Source organism: Pseudoneobacillus rhizosphaerae, from assembly GCF_917563885.1.
GTDB lineage: Bacteria > Bacillota > Bacilli > Bacillales > Cytobacillaceae > Pseudoneobacillus > Pseudoneobacillus rhizosphaerae.
Genome location: NZ_CAKJTG010000013.1, coordinates 71,296 through 94,722, shown reverse-complemented (window position 1 = coordinate 94,722; position 23,427 = coordinate 71,296). Strand labels below are relative to the sequence as shown.

Genomic DNA, 23,427 nt, shown 5'->3' with positions numbered 1-23,427 from the left:
GTGCAACCCTCACAAAATGAATCTAAAGTCTATATAGAGATTGTGAAGCAACTAAGACTGATAATATCAAAAGAAGCATTAAAACCTGGAGATAAAATACCTTCTGAACGTGAACTTTCGGAGCGCCTTAACGTTGGGCGTTCCTCTGTTCGGGAGGCATTAAGAGCGTTAGAGCTCCTTGGATTAATTGAAACCAGACGTGGTGAAGGTACATTTATCCGCGACTTTCATGGGAATCAATTAGTCCAGCTTCTAGGTACTTTTGTTCTGCAAGATCAAAAAGCCATTAAAGATGTATTGGAGACAAGACATAGTATTGAGATGGATTGTATAAGGCTAGTCATAAAAAGATGTAATGATTCTCATTTCACTAAGCTTAGAGCTTTGCTTCAATTTCAAAGGGTGAATGATGAGCAAATTTTTTATGAAATAGCATTATTATCGGACAACCACTTAGTCATGCGAATTTGGCAAATATTGAATGATTATGTTAAAGCATTAGAAATTAAACAGGAAATGAAAAATAAAAGCCTGTATACTGAACTGATTGATGCTATAGTAAGTCGAAACGAAAAAAGCGCACTTCTCATATACAAGACACTGCGAAATTTGTCGTTTGACTAACGACAGATTCAAACACAATTCGTAAATAAATTGTTCTATAGTATTAGGACAAGCAAATTGCCCATGCATGCCGCTGGGTATTAAAAAACGATAAGTGGTCTGACCACTTTTTTACTTTAACTAGTTGTAGCGCCAAGCTCCTTAAGGCGCTTCCACATTTTTATTAGGAGGTTTCACTTTGCTTAAAGAATTATTTACAAAGTCTAAAAAGAAGAAATATGCAACGATTCCTTCTGAAAGTGCTAAGCAAGATGTTCCTGAAGGTATTATGTCCAAATGTCCAGATTGCAAAAAAATTATGTATACAAAGGAATTAATAAAAAATAATAAGGTATGTTTGCATTGTTTATATCATTATCCTATGAATTCTTTTGAGAGAATTGATAGCTTTTTGGATGAAAATAGTTTTGAAGAAATTAATTCTGGTATGATCTCTGAAAACCCACTTAATTTTCCTGATTATCTAGAAAAACTAGAAAAGGATAAAGAAAAAACAAACCTAAATGAGGCAGTAGTTACGGGAATTGGAACAGTTGGTGGCTTCAAAACTGTTGTTGCCATCATGGATTCTACCTTCAGAATGGGCAGTATGGGTTCGGTAGTAGGCGAGAAGATAACTAGAGCGATTGAGAAAGCAGATGAACTTTCCGTACCGTTCATTATTTTTACAGCTTCTGGTGGTGCTAGAATGCAAGAAGGTGTCTTAAGCTTGATGCAGATGGCTAAAACTAGTGTTGCGCTAAAGCGATTTAGTGACCATGGTGGATTAATTATATCCATAATGACACATCCAACAACTGGTGGGGTTTCAGCGAGCTTTGCTTCTCTTGGAGATTATAATTTTGCAGAGCCTGGTGCACTCATTGGCTTTGCTGGCAGAAGAATTATCGAACAAACAATACGCGAAGAGCTGCCAGAGGATTTTCAAACAGCAGAATTTTTACTTAAACATGGTCAATTAGATGCTGTTATATCTAGACTGGAGCTGAGAGAAAAAATGATTAACTTACTCGAAATCCATCAACCAGGGGGTGTACTTCAATGGTAGGCGGATTAGATTTCGAAAAGCCAGTAGTAGAATTAAGAAAAAAAATTCAAGAGCTTAAAGAATTTACGAAAAATGCCGATGTTGATTTGTCTTCTGAAATAGAGAAGCTAGAAGAGCGTCTTACAAGGCTAGAAAAGGACATTTACGAGAATATGAAACCATGGGATAGAGTACAAATAGCACGACATCCCAATCGTCCTACAACACTGGATTATATTTCTATACTCTTTAAAGATTTCTTCGAATGTCATGGGGACCGAGCGTACGGTGATGATGAAGCCATTGTTGGAGGAGTGACCATGTACAGAGGGCTTCCTGTAACGGTTATTGGACATCAAAGAGGAAAAGATACAAAGGAAAACATTCGCCGGAATTTCGGAATGCCACATCCAGAAGGATATCGTAAGGCATTAAGATTAATGTATCAAGCAGAAAAATTCCGACGTCCTATCATTTGCTTTATTGATACAAAGGGTGCCTACCCAGGAAAAGCGGCTGAAGAACGAGGACAGAGTGAAGCGATTGCCAAAAACTTATTTGAAATGGCAAGTTTAAAGGTTCCAATCGTTTGTATCGTGATTGGTGAGGGTGGAAGTGGTGGTGCCTTAGCATTAGGAGTAGGAAACCATATCCATATGTTAGAGAACTCAACCTACTCAGTTATTTCACCAGAAGGAGCTGCAGCGATTCTTTGGAAGGATGCCTCACTTGCGAAGCAAGCGGCTGAAACTATGAAGATTACCGCTCCAGATTTAAAAGGATTAGGAATAATCGATGAAATCATACCTGAGGTTAAAGGTGGAGCACACCGAGATGTGAAACACCAAGCTGAAGAGATTGATCAAGTTTTACATCGTTCATTATTAGAATTAACGAAAATGAGCGAGGAAGAATTGATCAACCATCGATATAATAAATTTAAAGCGATTGGTGAATTTTCTTTCGAAAAAGAGTCAATTGGGATAAATTAGAATGCCAAAATCTAATGGCTGACTTAAGCATGCTTGAATCAAGCATACTTAAGTCAGCTATTTCTTATTTGTTTTCATTGTGTATTTTTATAGTTGGACGGTTATCTGACATTTTTATGACATTTTTAAGTATATGAAACGCTTACATCGAATTATCATTCATTTAGTGTAAAAGTTGTATATGATTGTATTGTTATAGCAATTGCTTCATGTTATTTTAGAAATATTCTAGAGTGAATTGTTTATAATAAGAAGAGCATAGATAGCTCATCAGGATGTACACTTCATTCATACATACGTTACAATTATTCATAGAGGTGATTATAAATGAAAAGAATAGGTGTATTAACAAGTGGTGGAGATTCCCCAGGAATGAATCCTGCTGTTCGTGCAGTTGTTCGTAAAGCAATATTCCATAACATAGAAGTATTTGGGATATATGGAGGCTATACGGGCTTGATAAATGGAAATATAAAACAATTGGAATTAGGTTCAGTTGGTGACATTATTCACCGTGGTGGAACAATGCTTTATTCCGCACGTTGTGAAGAGTTTAAAACAAAAGAAGGCCAACAAAAAGGAATTGAACAATTAAATAAACTGGGGATAGAAGGACTAGTCGTTATTGGTGGTGATGGCTCCTATCGTGGTGCTAAGGCTTTAACTGAACAAGGCTACCCATGTGTTGGTGTACCTGGAACTATTGATAATGATATTGCAGGTACTGATTATACAATTGGTTTTGATACCGCATTAAATACTGTCATTGATGCGATTGATAAAATACGTGACACGGCGACTTCCCATGAACGTACCTTTATTATTGAAGTAATGGGTCGTGATGCAGGTGATATCGCTTTATGGGCAGGACTTGCTGGTGGAGCGGAAACCATTCTAATCCCAGAGGAAAATTATAATATGGAGGAAATCGCCGCACGTCTTAAAAGTGGACATGAGCGTGGTAAAAAGCATAGTATTATTGTGGTTGCTGAAGGTGTTTGTAGTGCTACGGAATTTGCAAAGCACTTAAAAGAAGCAACAAACTATGATACACGAATTTCTGTTCTAGGTCATATTCAGCGTGGAGGTTCTCCTACAGCTTTTGACCGTGTTTTAGCCAGCCGTCTTGGAGCTAGAGCTGTTGAGTTGTTGTTGAATGGTAAGGGTGGAAGAGCTGTAGGAATAGAAAAAAACGAACTAGTTGATTATGATATATTAGAAATTTTTAACCGGAAGCACAAGATAGATATGAATTTATTTAATTTATCGAAAGAATTATCGATTTAATTGGAGGAATACAACGTATGCGTAAAACAAAAATTGTTTGTACGATAGGTCCAGCTAGTGAAAGTGTAGAAAAATTAACACAGTTAATCGAAACGGGAATGAATGTTGCCCGTCTTAATTTTTCCCATGGAGATCATGTTGAGCATGGCCAACGTATTAAAAATATTCGTGAAGCAGCTAGCAAAACAGGAAAAACGGTTGCGATTCTTTTAGATACAAAAGGTCCAGAAATCAGAACGAACAATATGGTGGGTGGGGCAATCGAGCTTCAAGCTGGTAATAAGATAATTGTTAGCATGGCTGAGGTTGAAGGTACACTTGAGAAGTTTTCAGTTACATACCCTGGTCTAATAGAAGATGTGCACATTGGGTCAAAAATTTTACTTGATGACGGATTAATTGGTCTTGAAGTAACTAAAATTGATAAAGAAAACCAAGAAATTCATACAGACATTTTAAATAGTGGTACATTAAAGAATAAAAAAGGTGTAAACGTGCCTGGTGTTTCTGTTAACTTACCAGGGATTACGGAGAAGGATGCAAAGGATATTTTATTCGGCGTTGAGCAAGATGTTGATTTTATTGCTGCATCTTTTGTCAGAAGAGCTTCAGACGTATTGGAAATTCGCCAATTGCTTGAAGAAAATAAAGCTAGCCATATCCAAATTATCCCGAAAATTGAAAACCAAGAAGGGGTAGACAATATTGATGAAATATTAGAAGTCTCTGATGGTTTAATGGTTGCACGTGGTGATTTAGGAGTGGAAATACCAGCTGAAGAGGTACCACTAGTTCAGAAACAATTAATTAAAAAATGTAATACACAAGGTAAACCTGTTATTACAGCAACACAGATGTTAGATTCTATGCAACGTAATCCTCGCCCAACGCGTGCTGAGGCAAGTGATGTAGCAAACGCTATTTTTGATGGAACAGATGCGATTATGCTTTCTGGAGAAACGGCGGCTGGAACATATCCAGTAGAAGCGGTACAGACTATGCATAATATTGCATCACGTGCTGAACAAGCGTTAGATCATAAAGAAATTCTTTCGCAACGAAGCAAAGAAAGTGAGCATAGTATTACAGATGCAATCGGACAATCTGTTGCGTATACGGCATTGAATTTAGATGTAAATGCCATCATTACGCCAACAGAAAGTGGTCATACGGCTCGTATGATTTCGAAGTATCGACCGAAAGCTCCAATTGTTGCTGTTACAGCAAATGAATCGACAAAACGTCGTTTATCATTAGTATGGGGCGTATATCCGCAAATGGGTACTGAAGCACGTACTACAGATGAAATGCTAGATATAGCGGTAGAAGAAAGTTTAAATAGTGGCTTAGTAAAACATGGCGACCTAGTTGTCATTACAGCGGGAGTTCCTGTGGGTGAAGCTGGAACGACTAATTTAATGAAAATACATGTTGTCGGAGATATCATTGTAAAAGCACAAGGAATCGGCCGTAAAACAGCATACGGAAAAGTGGTTATTGCTAATAATGCAAAAGAGGCATTAGAAAAAGTAAAAGAAGGCTCTATTTTAATAACAATTGGCTCTGATAGAGATATGGTTCCAGCTATAGAAAAATGCAGTGCCTTAATTACGGAAGAAGGTGGCTTAACGAGCCATGCAGCCGTAGTAGGATTAAATTTAGGAATTCCAGTCATTGTTGGAGTTGAAAATGCTACAACACTATTTAAAGATGGTCAAGAAATTACAGTAGATGCAGGTCGAGGAGTTATTTATAACGGCCATGCAAGTGTATTATAATTAAATCAAAGAGAGGAATCTTCCTCTCTTTTTTGCTATAATATAAAGTAGAAGTACATTGAGGAGTGTCGACTTGAGATACTTATTTTTATTTATTATTATTGTACCTGCTGCTGAAATCGGATTCTTATTAGTTTCTGGCCAAATTATTGGTGTATGGCCAACCGTTTTAATAATCATTTTAACTGGAGTTATAGGATCTTACTTAGCAAAAAAGCAAGGCTTAGCTACTTATTACCAGCTTCAACGGCAGCTCCAAACTGGTCAATTACCAGGTGATGCTTTATTGGATGGTATATGTATCCTTGTGGGTGGAACGTTATTACTTACTCCTGGATTTTTCTCAGATATACTTGGATTTTTATTATTATTTCCAGGGACTAGGATATTTTTTAAACAAATGATGAAAAAATGGTTTCAAAAAAGAATAAAAAATGGAAATAGAAAAATAATATATTAAAAAGCTACTCCAAAATGGAAGTAGCTTTTTAATATATTATTTAACTTCTTCTGTTCCTTTAATATATGTCCACAGATCCCGAAATACATTTGCCCGATGTAGTGTACTTATGATAACTAGCAAAACTGGTCCAATAATAAGTCCTAAAAATCCCATTAATTTAAAACCGACGAATAAAGAAATCAAAGTTGCTAGCGGGTCTAATCCGATATTAGAGGATAAAACCTTTGGTTCCATGACCTGTCTTTGAACAAGGACAACCAAATAAAGTACACCAAGACCAATCGCAGTGTTAACATCCCCAGCAATAGCCTCGTAAATAATCCAAGGTACAAAGATTGCTCCAGTTCCAAGATAAGGAATAATATCGACAACACCTGAAATTAGAGCGATAGTAATCGCATAATCTACTCGAAGTATGAGTAAACCGATTAAAATAATGACAGTAGTAATAGAAATAAGTGTTAACTGTGCTTTAATAAATCCAAATAGCGCCTTTTTTAAATCGATAAATACAGTTCTTCCACTTGATTTTGCCCGATTCGGAAGGAAACGACTGCCAATTGTATTTAGTCGATACCAGTCTTTACTAATGAAAAAGGTAGCAAGCAATGAAAAAATTAACACGGTGGCTGCATTTGGAAACCAGGAAAGAATATTAGGAATATTACCAAATAAATTTTGTATGAAATCTCCCACAGTTGTTCCAAATTTTTTCCCGACATTTTGTATATTGTCCATAATTGTATCTTGTTGTCCTGCATCAAGTGTATTAAACAAGCTTGTCAGCTGATTGTATAGAGGGATAATTTGACCAGCAAACATTTGTTCAATATAATCTATAACGGTTTCTAAATGGGCTGGTACCACACTAGCTAAATATTCAGCTCCCGAAACAATCTCAGTAATAAGTAAGGTTATTAAACCTCCTGTAATAGCAAATAAAATAACTAAAGCTACAAAGACAGAAAGTGCTCGAGGCATTCTTGCCTTTGTTGAAAAAAAATTTACTAATGGATTTATTAAGAAGGCAATTGCCAAACCAATTAAAAAAGGATACGTTACCTTCGATATATAATAAAATGCCATAAGTCCAAAAATAACTGCAGCAACGACCATTACCAAGCGCAATGTTCGATAGAAGTAGGTTAAATTCATATTTTCCTCCTTAAATAAAATACTTAAATATAATTTATTTTAACATTTAATCGAATAATCTGCCTATTTAGATGAATGATTTATTTCCTTTTAGATGTAAAAGTATGTTTATTCAAAACATGCCTTGTATTATTCGATTTGTTGTTTAAGTTAAGTTATTTTACAATAGTGTTAAAAAGGAGGGTAAAAGATTGATAAGTCAATCCTTGTTATTTCTTCTATTATTATTTTCTATAGGTCTTATTGCTAAAAATAAATCGTTAATCATAGCTGTTTCAGTATTGCTCCTCTTAAAATTAATAGGTGTAGAATCGAAAGTTTTTACACAAATTCAATCAAAAGGAATTGAATGGGGAGTTACGATTATTACAATAGCTGTACTAGCCCCAATCGCCAGTGGTGATATCGGTTTTAAGGATTTAGGTGGTGCCTTTAAATCTCCCTTTGCATGGATAGCTTTACTATCCGGAATTGTAGTAGCACTATTAGCAAAGGGCGGAGTAATCCTACTAGCAAAAGATCCTCATATTACAACAGCGTTAGTCCTCGGGACCATATTAGCAGTATCACTTTTTAAGGGAGTGGCAGTTGGTCCTCTCATTGGTGCCGGAATCGCCTTTGTCGCGATGAAATTATATGAGTTTTTTAAATAGTTTTTTTGCGATATAATAATTTTTAAGACAATTTCATTCACAAAGTTCTGATAATTGTTTATAATAGGCTTGTAAGCGTATCCTTTTTTCTTTAATAAGTTTTTTATTAGTGGATATAGTAGAAACATAATTTTTGTTCAAAACAATTGAAAGCACTTTCTATTTGTTTCATTTCCGAGCAAACGCTCGATTTCTTTTGAAGAAAAAAGGATTTTGTAATATGATTCTATTTGAATGACTATATGTCGACATTAGCATTCAAAAGCTAATGAATAATTTTTATTTCTCACTAGTCGGTTTTTCCGACTAACATACAAAGTGGCTAAGACAAGTGGGATGGGGAAATTTTTTCATGTAAAGGAGAGATTCAAGTGACAGTTACACGTGGTCTTGAAGGGGTAGTTGCAACATCATCATCGATTAGCTCTATTATTGATGATACATTAACTTATGTAGGTTACAATATTGATGATTTAGCGGATAATGCCAGCTTTGAAGAAGTAATCTATCTTTTGTGGCATAGAAAGCTACCAACATCAGCAGAGCTTGCGGAATTGAAACAACAATTAGCTATGAACATGGAGCTTCCGAAAGAGGTTATTGAGCACTTCAAAATGTACCCAATTAACGAAGTTCATCCAATGGCTGCGATTCGTACAGTAGTTTCTTTGCTTGGTCTATATGATGAAGAAGCTGATGTAATGGAAGTAGAAGCAAATTACCGTAAAGCGATTCGGTTACAAGCTAAGATGCCTGCAATTGTTGCAGCATTTTCACGAGTACGAGCAGGTTTAGATCCAGTAGCTCCACGCACAGATTTAAGCTTTGCTGCAAATTTCCTATATATGTTAACTGGAAAGGAACCAGATGCTATCGCGGTTGAAGCTTTAGATAAAGCACTAGTACTACATGCTGATCATGAGCTTAATGCATCAACCTTTACTGCACGTGTTTGTGTAGCAACACTTTCTGACGTTTACTCAGGCGTTACAGCTGCAATTGGTGCTTTAAAAGGGCCTCTTCATGGAGGAGCAAATGAAGCAGTTATGAAAATGCTGAAAGAAATTGGTACAGTTGAAAATGTTGATACTTATGTACGCGGTAAACTAGCTAATAAGGAAAAAATCATGGGCTTCGGTCACCGTGTATATCGCCTAGGAGATCCTCGTGCAAAGCATTTAAAGAAAATGTCCGAAAAACTTACTGCTCTAACTGGTGAGCCTCATTGGTATACAATGTCTGTTGAAATCGATAAAATTGTAACAGGTGAAAAGAATCTACCACCAAACGTAGATTTCTATTCTGCTTCTATGTACCATAGTTTAGGAATTGATCATGACCTATTCACGCCAATTTTTGCGGTGAGCCGTGTTTCTGGTTGGTTAGCTCATATTCTTGAGCAATACGAGAATAACAGACTAATTCGTCCACGTGCGGATTACACAGGTCCTGGTATGCAATCGTACATACCGATTAACCAAAGAGGGTAATATTTTTACTTTCAATCGAAAACTGTTAATATGATTAGGGTTAGAAGGAATTCTTCTAACCTTTGAATATGTTTATATTAATTAATTTTAGCTTGTTTGCGAACAAAGAATTCGGAGGGAAAACAATAATGGCTGGAGAAAAAATTACTGTATCAAATGGAGTTCTTAATGTACCAAATCAACCAATCATTCCTTTTATCGAAGGAGACGGCACTGGTCCAGATATTTGGGCATCTGCATCACGCGTTCTTGACGCAGCAGTTGAAAAGGCTTATAAAGGCGAGCGTAAAATCGTATGGAAAGAAGTTTTAGCTGGAGAGAAAGCTTTTAACCAAACTGGAGAATGGTTACCATCTGAAACTTTAGATGTAATCAACGAATACTTTATCGCAATTAAAGGTCCATTAACAACTCCTGTTGGCGGTGGAATTCGTTCTCTAAACGTAGCACTTCGTCAAGAATTAGATTTATTCGTATGCTTACGTCCAGTTCGTTGGTTTGAAGGAGTTCCTTCACCAGTAAAACGTCCACAGGACACTGACATGGTTATTTTCCGTGAAAACACTGAGGATATCTATGCTGGAATTGAATATGCAAAAGGTTCTGACGATGTAAAAAAACTAATCAATTTCCTACAAACTGAATTAGGTGTTAATAAAATCCGTTTCCCTGAAACTTCAGGTATTGGTATTAAACCTATTTCTGAAGAAGGTACAACTCGTTTAATCCGTGCAGCACTTAACTATACGATTGCAGAGGGTCGTAAATCTTTAACAATCGTACATAAAGGTAATATCATGAAGTTCACTGAAGGTGCCTTCAAAAATTGGGCATACGAACTTGCTGAAAAAGAATTTGGAGATAAAGTATTTACTTGGGCTCAATACGACCGCATTAAAGATGAGCAAGGTTCAGATGCTGCTAACCAGGCACAAGCTGATGCTGAAGCGGCTGGCAAAATCATCGTTAAAGATGCAATTGCTGATATCTTCTTACAACAAATTTTAACAAGACCAAGTGAGTTCGATGTAGTTGCTACAATGAACTTAAATGGTGATTATATTTCTGATGCATTAGCAGCACAAGTTGGTGGAATCGGTATTGCTCCAGGAGCAAACATCAACTATGAAACTGGCCATGCAATTTTTGAAGCTACTCATGGTACAGCACCTAAATATGCTGGATTAGATAAAGTTAACCCATCTTCTGTCATTTTATCTGGTGTACTTATGCTTGAACACCTTGGTTGGAATGAAGCGGCTAAATTGATTGTTCAATCAATGGAAAAATCAATTGCGTCTAAAGTTGTAACTTATGACTTTGCCCGTCTAATGGATGGCGCAACAGAAGTGAAATGCTCTGAATTCGGGGATGAGTTAATTAAGAACATGGACTAATCTTTAAAAATTGTTGAAGTTTACGGGTCGTTTTTTTTACGGCCCTCTTGCACCAAAAAATTTCACGATCAATTTTAGGGGGAGTTACAATGTCATTCAATCGTAAAAAAGTATCAGTAATCGGTAGCGGCTTTACTGGAGCAACAACTGCATTTATGCTTGCTCAAAAAGAACTTGCAGATGTTGTATTAGTGGATATTCCACAAATGGAAAACCCGACAAAAGGTAAAGCACTAGATATGCTTGAAGCAGGTCCTGTACAAGGGTTTGATGCTAATATTACTGGTACTTCTAATTATGAAGATACGAAGGATTCTGATATTGTTGTTGTTACTGCTGGAATCGCACGTAAGCCAGGGATGAGTCGCGATGACTTAGTTCAAACGAATCAAAAGATTATGAAGAGTGTTGCTCAGGAGATCGTTAAACATTCTCCAAATGCCTATGTGGTGGTATTAACAAACCCTGTTGATGCAATGACGTATACTCTTTTTAAAGAAACTGGATTCCCGAAACATCGCGTGATTGGACAATCAGGAGTATTAGATACAGCACGCTTCTGCACATTTGTTGCCCAAGAATTAAATCTTTCTGTTAAAGATATTACTGGTTTTGTTCTTGGTGGTCACGGTGACGAAATGGTTCCGTTAGTTCGTTATTCTTATGCTGGTGGGATTCCATTAGAAACGCTTATCCCTAAAGATCGTCTAGATGCTATTGTTGAACGTACTCGTAAAGGTGGCGGAGAGATAGTCGCATTATTAGGGAACGGAAGTGCTTATTATGCACCAGCTGCATCTCTTGTTCAAATGTGTGAAGCTATCCTTAAAGACCAACGTCGTGTTATCCCTACAATTGCTTATTTAGAAGGGGAATACGGGTACGAAGGAATTTACCTTGGTGTTCCAACTATTTTAGGTGCAAATGGTATCGAGAAAATTATCGAACTTGAACTCACCGAAGATGAGAAAAAGGCTCTTGATAAATCTGCAGAGGCTGTTCGTAATGTAATGGGAGCATTAGTTTAATTTAGCTGAAATTTTATAAAATGAAAAAGGGTCTGATCAATGGTCAGTCCCTTTTGTATAAATAGCTTGAAATCGCTTTCATTTGGAGGTATGTCACAAAATGTTACTTGGGAAAAAAAGAAAATTAGGCCGTAAGATTGAAGAAATTACGGTTGGAGAAAAGCTAAGCTTAACCGAAAAAATCGAAGATAAGGATCTTTTATTATATTTAGGATTAACGAATGATGCGAATCCTCTTTATATTCAGCATGATTATGCGTCGCAAACACCGTATCAAAAACCAATTGTTCCAAGTGTTATGTTAACAGGAATTGTTACGGCTGCGGTATCAAAATACTTACCAGGTCCAGGAAGTCATGTATTAAAACAAACAATAGAATTCCCAAAACAGGTATATCATTACGGTACGGTTCAATTCTTGTTTGAAGTAACAGAGGTTAATAAAAGTGCTCATACGGTTCTAATTCATGTTGAAGGTGTAAATGAATCAGAGGAGCTAGTCATTTCTGGAGATATTCTAGTATGCCCTCCATATCAATTAGAAAAATTAGAAGGAAAAGCGCTAGATAATTTTTAGATTTAACATTTATTTAAAACCACAGTATAAAATGCTGTGGTTTTTTTATACTTTTCATTATAATGAAGGTGGATATAAAGGGGTTTTCGATTTTGGGGGTAAATAAATTTTGCGGAGGCAGATATGTCGAAAAAGGTGCTAGTCGTTGATGATGAGCAACATATTATTACTCTATTGCAATACAATTTAGAACAAAATGGTTTTCAAGTTATAACAGCTATGGACGGGGAAGAGGGGCGAGATTTGGCTCTATCCCATAATCCAGACTTTATTGTTTTGGATTTAATGCTACCCAAATTAGATGGTATTGAAGTATGTAAACAGCTTAGACAGCAGAAATTATCAACTCCAATCCTCATGCTAACTGCTAAGGGGGATGAGTTTGATAAGGTCCTTGGGCTAGAGCTTGGGGCCGATGATTATATGACCAAACCATTTAGCCCAAGAGAAGTAATTGCCAGAATCAAAGCCATTTTACGAAGAACTCAAATCAATAATGACCAACAGGATGCTGAAGATAAGGACTATATGAAAATTGCTGATCTTAAAATTTTTCCTGAAAGGTACGAAGCCTTTTTTGCAGATGAGTTAATTGAATTAACTCCAAAGGAATTTGAATTATTACTTTATTTAGTAACAAATAAAGGAAGGGTATTAACGAGGGATCAGCTCTTAAGTGCTGTTTGGAAATATGATTTTGCAGGTGACACAAGAATTGTGGATGTTCATATCAGTCATTTGCGCGATAAAATAGAAAAGAATTCAAAAAAACCGATTTATATTAAAACGATTAGAGGATTAGGCTATAAGCTAGAGGAGCCAAAATCGTAATGTTTAAATCTCGTTCAAAATTCCTTTTTGTTTTTATCAGTATTATTGTAGTCGTATTAATCTTTTCCGATATTCTTTTAGCCACATTGTTAAACAATTATTTTGATCAAGCCAATCGTGAAATATGGTGGTTAGTAAGCATTAGTCAAGCAATTGTTTTATTATTGATTTTTACATTAGGTATTAATATCAAAAAACGCTATACAAAACCGTTAGAAGCAGCTACTAATGTTGCCATTGAGTTATCAAAAGGAAACTATCGAGCACGTACGTATGTGGATCATCGAAAAGAAACGAGTATGCTCAGTAATGCCATCAATCTTCTGGCAAAGGACTTGCAAGAAAACCTAAAAACTCAACAGATGCAACAGGATAGATTAAGTACTTTAATTGAGAGTATGGGCAGCGGCCTCATGTTAATTGATAATCGGGGTTATATTAGTTTAATAAATAAAGCCTATATCGAAACTTTTGCTGTAAATTCGGAAAAATACTTATACAACCAATATTATACTGTTATAGAGCATAAGGAAATTACTTTGCTAATTGAAGAAATATTTATGACCGAACAAAAAGTAAAAAGGCAGCTACTACTTCCGATGGGAATCGTAAGACGTTATTTTGAGGTATCTGGTTCACCTATTATTGGTACACAAAATGAATGGAAAGGAGTACTACTTGTTTTCCATGAAATTACCGAAATTAAAAAACTGGAGCAAATGAGAAAAGATTTCGTTGCAAATGTATCCCATGAATTAAAGACTCCCATTACTTCGATAAAAGGTTTTTCTGAAACTTTATTGGATGGAGCAATGAAGGATGAATCCACATTAGAGGACTTTTTAAAAATAATTTTAAATGAAAGCGATCGTCTACAAACCTTAATAGAAGATTTATTAGATTTATCGCGAATCGAGCAGCATGGTTTCCATTTAAATATCGAGGAATTTGACATCGGTATTCTTATGAGTGATATTATTACGTTGTTAAAAGGCAAAGCTGAAGAAAAAAATATTATTCTTCACATTAATCCAATCTCAAAAACTCTCTTCATCAAAGGGGATTATTCTCGACTTAAGCAGGTTTTTATTAATTTATTGAGTAATGCTTTAACCTACACTCCTTCTGGAGGCTATGTTGAGATTGAGGTAAAGGAAATTGAGGAAATGGTTCATATTCAAATTAAGGATACAGGTATAGGGATAGAACAGGAAGAAATTCCAAGAATCTTTGAACGCTTTTATCGAGTAGATAAAGCGAGAAGTAGAAATTCAGGTGGTACGGGGTTAGGTTTAGCAATTGTCAAACATATTGTTGAAGCCCATAAAGGAAGCATATCTGTAACGAGTGTGAAAGAAAAAGGGACAACTTTTACAATTTCATTAGAAAAAGTCCTTCCAGCTATTTAAATGTAATGATTTAACATTACATTTACTTAAAATTAACATTTTCTTCACAATAAGTTGATATGATATTTTTGAAAACCCCCTTACCCAGGGAGCTAAGCAAAGAAAAGGGAAAGAGCTTACCCCGCTCTTTCCTTTTTCTTATGTTTAATATTATTTTATTATGAAACTTTTACAATGGTTATCCGTATAGACTAATGTGGATATTTTAAAAGGATGTGAAACGAATGACTAGTATAAAAAGAGTTTATACGATTGTGGGACTAATATTTTTAATAGCAATTTTAAGTGTTCTGGCGTTTACGACCTGGTATACAGTTGATGAATCAGAACAAGCGGTCATCCTGACATTCGGAAAGGTAGAAGAGGGACTTAATGAGCCTGGATTACACTTCAAGCTACCATGGCCAATACAAAGTGTAGAAAAGTTATCTAGAGAAACTTTTAGTTTGCAATTTGGTTATGAAGAAAATGCAGGACAAATTAAGGAGTTTCCTAACGAAACAAAGATGATTACCGGGGATGAAAATATTGTTTTAGCAGACCTTGTCGTGCAATGGAAAATAACAAATCCTTCCGAATATTTATTTAATGCCGAAAAGCCGGAAGAAATCCTTTATGACGCTACATCGGCAAGTCTAAGAAGTATAATTGGAAGCTCGAAAATCGACGATGCCTTAACCTCAGGGAAAGCTGAGATTGAAGCGGATGTTCGAGATTTACTATCAGAGTTAATAAAAAAATATGAAATTGGGATTTCAATTCTGGCTGTGAAGCTACAGGATGTAGAGCTTCCAAATGACGAAGTTCGAAAGGCCTTTACAAATGTTACAGATGCTAGAGAAACGATGAATACAAAAATAAACGAGGCAAAAAAATATCGTAATAAACGAACCAATGAAGCTCAAGGGGAAAAAGATGCGTTAATGTCAGCTGCCCAAGGTGATAGAGCAGCTCGTATTGAAGCAGCTCGTGGGGATGTGTCGGTTTTTAATAAGCTATATGCGGAATATAGTAAAAGTCCTGAAATTACAAGACAACGACTTGTACTAGAAACCATTGAGCAAGTACTTCCTAATACAGAGATTTATATTATGAATGACGATGGTAATACTTTAAAATATTTTCCGATTCGGCCTCTAGAAAAAGAACAGCCGAAAACGAAACAAGAAGGAAGTGATACCAATGGACAATAACAATGTGATTGATATAAAGGAAAAAAGTAAAAATGGTTTTAATATGTTTGGATATATGAAAGTTGGTATTTTCTTGCTTATCCTTCTTGCGTTATTAATTTTTACGATTACAAACGTTTTTATCGTTAAAGAGGGTGAGTATCGTGTCATCCGCCAATTTGGTGAAGTAGTTCGTATTGAAAGCTCACCTGGACTTAGCTATAAGATACCTTTTATCCAAAGTGTATCAACATTACCGAAATACCAGATGACCTACGATGTTTCAGAGGCAGAAATCAACACAAAAGATAAGAAAAGAATGATAATTGATAATTATGCCATTTGGAGAATACAGGACCCTAAGAAAATGATTTCCAATGCAAGAACCGTTGAAAAAGCTGAATCTAGAATGGAAGAATTTATTTATTCCGTTGTTCGAGCCGAACTTGGACAATTAAATTATGATGAAATAATTAATGATGAGAAATCCTCACGAGGTTCTTTAAATGATCGAGTAACAAAAATGGTAAATGAACTATTAACTCAAGATAACTATGGTATTGTTCTAGTAGATGTTCGTATGAAGAGAACAGATTTGCCTGCAGAAAACGAGCAGTCCGTCTATACTCGTATGACTTCAGAACGTGAATCAAAAGCTCAAGAGTATTTATCAATGGGTGATGCTCAAAAGAATAGAATTGTTGCTGATACGGATCGAGAAGTGAAGGAAATGCTCGCAAAGGCTAAAGCTGATGCTGAAGTCATTCGTGCAGAAGGGGAAGGAGAGGCAGCTAAAATTTATAATTTATCCTTCTCTAAGGACCCTAGCTTCTATGAATTATATCGTACATTGGAATCCTATAAGAAAACAATAAATGAAAAGTCAGTTATTGTACTACCTTCTGATTCACCATATGCTAGATTACTATTGGGCTATACGAAATAACTTAGAACCCCGTTGTTTTTCTTTCCTATTCTAATCATGTTAGAATAGGAGGATAAATAACGGTTTTTTTGATTTTAGAAAAGGGGATTTTTTCATGGAAAAAAAATTGGTTTTAATTGATGGGAACAGTATTGCCTATCGTGCTTTTTTTGCTCTGCCCTTATTAAATAATGACAAAGGTGTACATACGAATGCCATCTACGGCTTTACTACGATGTTATTGAAAATATTAGAGGAGGAAAAGCCTACTCATCTTTTAGTGGCATTTGATGCGGGGAAGACAACCTTCCGCCATGCAACTTTTACTGAATATAAAGGGGGAAGACAAAAAACACCACCAGAACTATCAGAACAATTCCCTTTTATTCGTGATTTGCTAGATGCATTTGGAATATCACGTTACGAATTAGAAAACTATGAAGCGGACGATATTATTGGAACCCTATCAAAGGTTGCTGATGAAGAAGGATTTCAAGTCAAAGTCATCTCCGGGGATAAAGATATGACCCAATTAGCATCAGAGAATGTTACTGTCTGTATCACTAGAAAAGGGATTACGGATATGGAAATCTATACTCCCGAACATATTCTAGAAAAATACGGCCTTCATCCAAATCAAATTATTGATATGAAAGGGTTAATGGGTGACCAATCTGACAATATCCCAGGTGTTCCTGGGGTTGGTGAAAAAACTGCTATAAAACTACTGAAGGAATTTGAGACGTTAGAAGGATTACTTTCTTCAATTGATCAAGTAAGTGGTGCGAAATTAAAGGACAAACTATCGGAATTTAAAGACCAAGCCATTATGAGTAAGCAGCTAGCCACGATAACAAGAGAAGCTCCTGTAGAAGTGGTGCTGCCAGCAATTGAATACAGTGGGTACAGTTACGAAAAGGTTAAATCGATTTTTAAGGAGCTAGGTTTTAATTCGTTATTAGAAAAAATGGAACCTAGTGGAACAGAAAGACAAGAGGTGGAGTTAGAAGAGATTCAATTTGAAATCGCTAAGGAAATAACAGAGGAAATGCTCACTGACAATGCCTCTTTATATGTAGAGATTTTAGAGGATAATTATCATCTAGCCCCTATTTTAGGGCTAGCCATTGTCAATGCTAACGGTAAATATTTTTTTGAAACAGATATAGCTGTGCATTCACCTCTTTTTAAAGAATGGGCTGAAGATGAATCTAAGTCTAAAATCGTTTATGATGCAAAAGGTACAGAAGTCTCTTTAAGAAAAAGAGATATTCATCTAAAAGGGATACAGTTTGATTTACTAGTCGCATCTTATCTATTAAATCCGTCGGAATCACTAGATGACATTTCCTCTGTCGCTCGTCGGTATAACGAAGTTAATATTCAATCAAACGATGAGTTCTATGGAAAAGGGGCAAAAAGAAGTGTTCCAGGTAAGGAAGAAATTGCGGATCATATTGTTCGTAAAGCAATTATTTTAGAAAAATTAAGTGGAAAACTGGAGGATGAATTAAAGGAAAATCAGCAATATGAATTGTTTCACGATTTAGAGATGCCGTTATCGTTGATTTTAGCCGATATGGAATCTGCTGGTATAAAGGTAGATGTAGGTAGACTTAAAAAAATGAACGAAGAATTGGCAGCTAAGTTAATCAAACTAGAAAGTAAAATTCACCAGCTAGCAGGGGAACACTTTAATATTAATTCCCCAAAACAGCTTGGCGTCATTTTGTTTGAAAAACTTGGTCTATCTTCAGGCAAGAAAACCAAAACGGGATATTCTACCTCAGCGGATGTACTTGAGAAGCTTGCGGATGACCATGAAATTATTCGCGAAATACTTGATTACCGTCAACTCGGAAAACTACAGTCAACGTATATCGAAGGACTGTTAAAGGTTGTTCACCCAAATACCGATAAAGTTCATACTAGGTTTAACCAAGTGCTAGCCCAAACAGGAAGGCTGAGCTCAATCGATCCTAACTTACAAAATATTCCGATTCGCTTAGAGGAAGGTCGGAAAATTCGCCAAGCCTTTATTCCTTCAGAAGAGGATTGGGTCATTTTTGCTGCCGATTATTCACAAATAGAATTAAGGGTACTAGCACATATTGCGAAGGATGAAAAGCTAATTCAAGCATTTAAGGATGACTTGGATATTCATACAAAAACGGCAATGGAAGTATTTCATGTGAGTGCAGATGATGTAACTTCTAATATGCGTCGACATGCAAAGGCAGTGAATTTTGGAATTGTTTATGGTATTAGTGATTTTGGATTATCTCAAAGTCTAAATATTACGCGTAGAGAAGCAGGGCTATTTATTGAAAGATACCTTGAAAGTTATCCGGGTGTAAAACATTATATGGAGGATAGTGTGAAAGTAGCAAAGCAACAAGGCTTTGTAACGACAATCCTACAAAGACGCAGATATTTGCCTGAAATAACAAGTCGTAATTTTAATATTAGAAGCTTTGCAGAGCGTACAGCGATGAATACACCGATTCAAGGAAGTGCGGCAGATATTATTAAAAAGGCTATGATTGATATGGCAGACCGTCTACAGTCTGAAAAGCTACAATCAAGACTATTATTACAAGTACATGATGAATTAATCTTTGAAGCTCCGAAAGATGAAATAGAGAAACTGAAGGAAATCGTTCCAGATGTGATGGAAAATGCAGTAGAATTATCTGTGCCCCTAAAAGTAGATTATTCTTATGGTCCTACTTGGTTTGATGCGAAATAAATTAAAGGCAAAAAATGTCTAGCCGTTTGAGCGGGACAAATAGAAGGAGGGATTTGTTTTGCCTGAGCTTCCTGAGGTCGAAACGGTCCGTAAAACATTAGAAAATCTTGTTCTAAATAAAACAATTGAGCACATTACAATAAGCTGGCCAAAGATGATTAAAAACCCAACAGAGATTGACCAATTTACTGATGCTTTAAAAGGTCAGACCATTAAGAAAATAGGCAGACGAGGTAAATTTTTAATATTTTACACGGATGTTTATGCTCTAGTCTCGCATTTACGAATGGAAGGTAAATATGCTGTTTATCCAAAAGATGAACCATTTGATAAACATACACATGTCGTTTTCCATTTTACGGATGGTACTGACTTAAGATATAAAGATGTACGAAAATTTGGAACGATGCACTTATTTAAAAAAGGCACTGAATTCGAAGGTCCACCATTAATCGATTTAGGTCCAGAGCCATTTTCGGAAGAGTTCACACTTGATTACCTGGGGCAAAAGCTTCAAAAGACGAATAGAAAAATCAAGCCTACCTTACTTGATCAAAAAATAGTTGTTGGATTAGGGAACATATACGTTGATGAGGCGTTATTCCGTGCGAAGATTCATCCCGAAACGATTGCAAATACATTGAATAAAGAACAATTGCTAAAATTACATCAAGAAATTATCAACACTCTTTCAGAGGCCGTACAAAAAGGTGGAAGCACCATTCGTTCCTACATTAATTCCCAAGGGGAAATCGGCATGTTTCAACTGGAGCTATTGGTTTATGGTCGTAAAGGTGAAAGCTGTAAGGATTGTGGACGAGATTTAGAGAAAACGGTTGTAGGTGGAAGAGGTACACATTTTTGTCCTAATTGTCAACCATTAGAGGAAAGTTAATAACATTCATAGGGATCCTTCATATACTATTCGTAATTCGACAGGAAGGAGCCCTATGAATGGCACAAATGATCTCACTGTTAATTCTTGCTTTTGCAGTAAGTCTTGATAGTTTTAGTGTTGGTTTCACCTATGGCTTAAGAAAAATGAAAATTCCATTTAAATCTATCATTATTATCGCTACATGCTCTGCATTTTCCTTACTTATCGCTTCCGGAGTCGGTCATTTCCTCGGCGAAATTCTCTCACCAAACATTACGGATAAAATTGGGGGCTTCATTTTGATCTTACTTGGAGCATGGGTACTGTATCAGTTTTTTCGCCCAGAGAAAAATAAGGAATTTGTTTCAATTGAAAAAACAATCGTTAATTTTGAAATTAAATCACTTGGAATTGTAATTAATATTTTAAGAAAACCCATGTCCGCTGATTTTGATTTATCAGGAACAATTACAGGAATCGAAGCCTTTATGTTAGGTGTAGCACTCTCACTAGATGCCTTTGGGGCAGGTGTAGGCGCAGCGATACTTGGATTTTCACCCATTTATTTAGCAGTTGCAGTTGCTATTATGAGCTCATTATTTGTATCGATGGGAATTAAAAGTGGCTCTTTTTTTTCAAAAAGTGATTGGGTTCAGAAATTTACCTTTATCCCAGGAATTTTATTAATCATTATTGGTGTATGGAAAATATAACTATTTAGAGGTAAAATATGGCACTTATTATTGGGTTAACAGGTGGTATTGCAAGCGGGAAAAGCACAGTTTCTCGGATGTTATTAGATATTAATATCCCTGTTATTGACGCTGATCTAGAGGCGCGTAAGGTAGTTGAAAAAGGCGAAAAGGCTTACGTGCGAATTATTGAAACATTCGGTAGTGAGATTTTAACAGCTACTGGAGATATTGATCGAGTAAAGCTCGGGTCAATTGTGTTTCATGATGAGGATAAGAGAAATCAATTAAATGCAATTGTTCATCCTGCGGTTAGGGAAAGAATGAATGATAAGAAAGTTAAGTATGTAGATTCAGGAAATTCAGTGGTAATCTTAGATATACCACTTTTGTTTGAGAGTAAACTTACTCATATGGTCGATAAAACAATTCTTGTATACGTAGATGCAGAGGTTCAGCTAAATCGGTTAATGTCACGTAACCAGCTTATCGAGAGCGAGGCAATGGCTAGGATTAAATCTCAAATGCCACTTAAAGAAAAAATTAAGTTAGCTGATGCAGTAATAGATAATAATGGAACCATTCATGATACGAAAACACAACTAATACAAATATTAAATAACTGGGGAGTGTTGGAAAAAGCGTAAGGGTCAATTCCTTACGCTTTTTTATTTCAACAAATATTATCAGAAAAGTACAACTTTTGTATTTTTCAATTTTTTATATCACACTTCAACCTTAATATGTTATACTAATTATATAAATACGACATTAAAGTATAACATTATTATGGAAGGGGCCGCATAATGAAACCTAGAATAGCTATAAATGGCTTTGGAAGAATCGGCAGAATGGTATTTAGAAAAGCAATTTTGGAAGATAATCTTGAAATAGTTGCGATAAATGCAAGTTATCCCTCTGAAACACTTGCTCATCTAATTAAGTATGACACAAATCATGGTCAATTTGAAGGGGAAGTTATTCCATTAGATAATGCCATCGAAGTTAATGGAAAACAGATTCAACTTCTAAGTAATCGGGACCCTAAACTTTTACCTTGGAAAGAGCTAAATATAGATATTGTAATTGAAGCAACAGGGAAATTTAACTCTAAAGATAAAGCTATCGCTCACATCGAAGCGGGAGCAAAGAAAGTGATCATTACCGCTCCTGGTAAAGATGAAGATGTAACGATTGTTATGGGAGTAAATGAACACGTATTTGATGTAAAAGAGCATCATGTCATCTCAAATGCATCATGCACAACAAACTGTTTAGCTCCAGTTGCAAAAGTATTAAACAAGAAGTTCGGTATTGTAAATGGATTAATGACCACTGTACACGCTTACACAAACGACCAAAATAATATCGATAATCCACATAAAGATTTAAGACGAGCAAGAGGCTGCGCACAATCCATTATTCCAACGTCTACTGGAGCTGCTAAAGCATTATCACTGGTTTTACCTGAGTTAAAAGGTAAATTACATGGAATGTCACTGCGTGTACCAACACCGAATGTTTCATTAGTAGATTTAGTAGTCGATTTAGAAAAAGATGTGACAGTTGATGATATTAATGATGCATTTATAGAAGCATCATTTGGTGAATATAAAGGAATTATTGGGTTTACTACAGAACCTCTAGTGTCAGTAGATTTTAATACAAATCCGCATTCAGCGATTATTGATGGTTTATCAACGATGGTAATCGGCTCGAATAAGGTGAAGGTTCTAGCCTGGTATGACAATGAATGGGGATACTCTTCACGAGTAGTAGATTTAGTCAAATTTGTTGCGGATGCAATGGTTAATTCATCTTCAACTTCATCTGTAAAGGTAGGATAAGTAAGTCTAAGCTTGCTGGGAAACTGGCAGGCTTTTTTAATTTGTAAATCAATGATAAAGGTAGTTTTTTACTGAAAAGAGGTATCATAATCCTTTAACAACCTTACCTAACTAATCCATTTGATTTTTACGAACTATTATTGCGCAATATCTTCCCTTCTTCTAAAAAATAGATTGTAAATCTAGTAATGTGCACAGATTTTTGGCTAATTTCGTATAAAGCGATAGCTTTATACGCCTTTCGGCGTAGCTGAAAGGTGCTCAGATTGTTTAAAAAGGGGAGGAGAAAGCTCGCTTATTCCTCCCCTTTTTAAACAATCTGAACAAAATTAGCCAAAAATCACTATGCTAACAGCAGTATTTGTACAAAGATGACCACAAACTAAGCCTCTGATCCTAGTGCACGGACATTAAAACTTATTATTGAAAAATTTTAATTTCATGTGTTGCAAAA

The 23,427-nt window shown here is 35.9% G+C and carries 21 protein-coding genes; 20 read left to right on the top strand and 1 reads right to left on the bottom strand.

Annotation, left to right across the window (positions count from 1 at the left end; all coding sequences use genetic code 11):
- From LRP83_RS12980 to LRP83_RS12955, 6 genes are all read left to right on the top strand, one after another.
- Positions 1 to 624, top strand: a complete 624-nt coding sequence (locus tag LRP83_RS12980; protein ID WP_230497125.1) for a FadR/GntR family transcriptional regulator — start codon at positions 1 to 3, stop codon at positions 622 to 624.
- Between the two features lie 178 nt (positions 625 to 802).
- Positions 803 to 1,672 carry an acetyl-CoA carboxylase, carboxyltransferase subunit beta gene (accD, locus tag LRP83_RS12975; RefSeq protein ID WP_230497124.1) on the top strand — a complete coding sequence of 290 codons (870 nt, stop codon included), beginning with the start codon at positions 803 to 805 and terminating at the stop codon, positions 1,670 to 1,672.
- Complete coding sequence (gene accA, locus LRP83_RS12970) at positions 1,666 to 2,643, top strand: acetyl-CoA carboxylase carboxyl transferase subunit alpha (protein WP_230497123.1); 978 nt, start codon at positions 1,666 to 1,668, stop codon at positions 2,641 to 2,643. Before accD ends, accA begins: the two co-directional genes overlap by 7 nt.
- 327 nt (positions 2,644 to 2,970) lie before the next feature.
- Positions 2,971 to 3,930, top strand: a complete 960-nt coding sequence (gene pfkA, locus LRP83_RS12965) for a 6-phosphofructokinase (protein ID WP_230497122.1) — start codon at positions 2,971 to 2,973, stop codon at positions 3,928 to 3,930.
- A 17-nt stretch (positions 3,931 to 3,947) separates the two neighbouring features.
- A complete protein-coding gene (gene pyk / locus LRP83_RS12960) occupies positions 3,948 to 5,708 on the top strand; it encodes a pyruvate kinase (protein WP_230497121.1) in 1,761 nt (586 codons plus the stop codon).
- Positions 5,709 to 5,781: 73 nt separating this feature from the next.
- Positions 5,782 to 6,168 carry an FxsA family protein gene (locus LRP83_RS12955; RefSeq protein ID WP_230497120.1) on the top strand — a complete coding sequence of 129 codons (387 nt, stop codon included), beginning with the start codon at positions 5,782 to 5,784 and terminating at the stop codon, positions 6,166 to 6,168.
- A 36-nt stretch (positions 6,169 to 6,204) separates the two neighbouring features.
- Here LRP83_RS12955 and ytvI read toward each other — a convergent pair whose 3' ends face one another.
- Positions 6,205 to 7,326: a sporulation integral membrane protein YtvI gene (gene ytvI / locus LRP83_RS12950; protein ID WP_230497119.1), complete on the bottom strand. Its 1,122-nt coding sequence runs from the start codon at positions 7,324 to 7,326 to the stop codon at positions 6,205 to 6,207.
- Between the two features lie 191 nt (positions 7,327 to 7,517).
- Between ytvI and LRP83_RS12945 the strand changes: the two genes are divergently transcribed.
- The 14 genes from LRP83_RS12945 (at position 7,518) to LRP83_RS12880 (ending at position 22,973) form a co-directional block, all read left to right on the top strand.
- Positions 7,518 to 7,979 (top strand): DUF441 domain-containing protein, encoded by a 462-nt coding sequence (locus tag LRP83_RS12945; RefSeq protein ID WP_230497118.1) that lies wholly within the window; start codon positions 7,518 to 7,520, stop codon positions 7,977 to 7,979.
- A gap of 371 nt (positions 7,980 to 8,350) precedes the next feature.
- A complete protein-coding gene (gene citZ / locus LRP83_RS12940; RefSeq protein WP_230497117.1) occupies positions 8,351 to 9,469 on the top strand; it encodes a citrate synthase in 1,119 nt (372 codons plus the stop codon).
- 125 nt (positions 9,470 to 9,594) lie between these two features.
- Complete coding sequence (gene icd, locus LRP83_RS12935) at positions 9,595 to 10,866, top strand: NADP-dependent isocitrate dehydrogenase (protein ID WP_230497139.1); 1,272 nt, start codon at positions 9,595 to 9,597, stop codon at positions 10,864 to 10,866.
- Positions 10,867 to 10,955: 89 nt separating this feature from the next.
- Positions 10,956 to 11,894: a malate dehydrogenase gene (mdh, locus tag LRP83_RS12930; protein WP_230497116.1), complete on the top strand. Its 939-nt coding sequence runs from the start codon at positions 10,956 to 10,958 to the stop codon at positions 11,892 to 11,894.
- A gap of 100 nt (positions 11,895 to 11,994) precedes the next feature.
- On the top strand, positions 11,995 to 12,471 hold the full coding sequence (locus tag LRP83_RS12925) for a MaoC/PaaZ C-terminal domain-containing protein (protein ID WP_230497115.1): 477 nt from the start codon (positions 11,995 to 11,997) through the stop codon (positions 12,469 to 12,471).
- Positions 12,472 to 12,594: 123 nt separating this feature from the next.
- Positions 12,595 to 13,302 carry a response regulator transcription factor gene (locus LRP83_RS12920; protein WP_230497114.1) on the top strand — a complete coding sequence of 236 codons (708 nt, stop codon included), beginning with the start codon at positions 12,595 to 12,597 and terminating at the stop codon, positions 13,300 to 13,302.
- Positions 13,302 to 14,711: a two-component system histidine kinase PnpS gene (pnpS, locus tag LRP83_RS12915; RefSeq protein ID WP_230497113.1), complete on the top strand. Its 1,410-nt coding sequence runs from the start codon at positions 13,302 to 13,304 to the stop codon at positions 14,709 to 14,711. The genes LRP83_RS12920 and pnpS overlap by 1 nt, the downstream gene beginning before the upstream one ends.
- Positions 14,712 to 14,935: 224 nt before the next feature.
- On the top strand, positions 14,936 to 15,904 hold the full coding sequence (gene hflK / locus LRP83_RS12910; protein WP_230497112.1) for an FtsH protease activity modulator HflK: 969 nt from the start codon (positions 14,936 to 14,938) through the stop codon (positions 15,902 to 15,904).
- Positions 15,894 to 16,829: a protease modulator HflC gene (gene hflC / locus LRP83_RS12905; protein ID WP_230497111.1), complete on the top strand. Its 936-nt coding sequence runs from the start codon at positions 15,894 to 15,896 to the stop codon at positions 16,827 to 16,829. Before hflK ends, hflC begins: the two co-directional genes overlap by 11 nt.
- A 94-nt stretch (positions 16,830 to 16,923) precedes the next feature.
- Positions 16,924 to 19,557 (top strand): DNA polymerase I, encoded by a 2,634-nt coding sequence (polA, locus tag LRP83_RS12900; protein ID WP_230497110.1) that lies wholly within the window; start codon positions 16,924 to 16,926, stop codon positions 19,555 to 19,557.
- A 58-nt stretch (positions 19,558 to 19,615) separates the two neighbouring features.
- The gene (gene mutM / locus LRP83_RS12895; RefSeq protein ID WP_230497109.1) at positions 19,616 to 20,452 is read left to right on the top strand and encodes a DNA-formamidopyrimidine glycosylase; all 837 of its coding nucleotides are present in this window, start codon (positions 19,616 to 19,618) and stop codon (positions 20,450 to 20,452) included.
- 59 nt (positions 20,453 to 20,511) lie between these two features.
- Positions 20,512 to 21,147, top strand: a complete 636-nt coding sequence (gene ytaF / locus LRP83_RS12890; RefSeq protein ID WP_230497108.1) for a sporulation membrane protein YtaF — start codon at positions 20,512 to 20,514, stop codon at positions 21,145 to 21,147.
- Between the two features lie 17 nt (positions 21,148 to 21,164).
- The gene (gene coaE / locus LRP83_RS12885; protein ID WP_230497107.1) at positions 21,165 to 21,773 is read left to right on the top strand and encodes a dephospho-CoA kinase; all 609 of its coding nucleotides are present in this window, start codon (positions 21,165 to 21,167) and stop codon (positions 21,771 to 21,773) included.
- 159 nt (positions 21,774 to 21,932) lie between these two features.
- Entirely contained in the window at positions 21,933 to 22,973 is a 1,041-nt protein-coding gene (locus tag LRP83_RS12880; RefSeq protein WP_230497106.1) for a glyceraldehyde-3-phosphate dehydrogenase, read from the top strand.
- The last annotated feature ends 454 nt before the right edge of the window (positions 22,974 to 23,427 follow it).